The sequence below is a fragment of the Staphylococcus equorum genome (genome assembly GCF_001747895.1).
Taxonomy (GTDB): domain Bacteria; phylum Bacillota; class Bacilli; order Staphylococcales; family Staphylococcaceae; genus Staphylococcus; species Staphylococcus equorum_A.
In genome coordinates this window covers 1-684 of the sequence record NZ_LNNB01000042.1, presented here as the reverse complement: position 1 = coordinate 684, position 684 = coordinate 1, and the positions used below count along the sequence as shown (strand labels likewise).

Annotated in this window: 1 pseudogene; it reads right to left on the bottom strand. The window is 36.0% G+C overall.

The features are described from left to right. Window positions 1–684, bottom strand: a pseudogene (locus AST02_RS14445) (GW dipeptide domain-containing protein); the annotation flags it as partial.

The following is a 684-nucleotide window of genomic DNA, read 5'->3' as shown; positions in this document are numbered from 1 at the left end:
TCTTGAACATCTTCATTAGTAGTATCTTCTTCAGATTGTTGAGCGTCTTCAGAATCTTGTTCATCTAAGTCAGAAGAAGTGTTGTCTTCTTTATTATCTTCGGAAGCTGTAGCATCCTCACCATCTTTAACGTCTTCATTAGAAGTATCTTCTTCAGATTGTTGAGCGTCTTCAGAATCTTGTTCATCTAAGTCAGAAGAAGTGTTGTCTTCTTTGTTATTTTCAGAAGGTTGAGTATTTTCATCATCTTGAACATCTTCATTAGTAGTATCTTCTTCAGATTGTTGAGCGTCTTCAGAATTTTGTTCGTTTAAGTCAGAAGAAGTGCTGTCTTCTTTGTTATTTTCAGAAGGTTGAGTATTTTCACCATATTGAACGTCTTTATCAGAAGTATCTTCTTCAGATTGTTGAGCATCTCCTTCAGATTGTTGTTCACTTACATCAGAAGAAGCGTTGTCTTGAGCTGAATTTTGTTCAGTAGATTGCGAATTTTCAACAGCCTGAGTGTTATCAACTGGAGTAGTTGTATCATCAGTTGAATTGTCTTCATTGTCTTGATCATTTTGAGCAGAAGTATCTTCTTCAATTTGTTGCTCGCTTACATCAGAAGAAGCGTTGTCTTGAGCTGAATTTTGTTCGGTAGGTTGAGAATTTTCAACAGCTTGAGTGTTATCAACTGGAGTA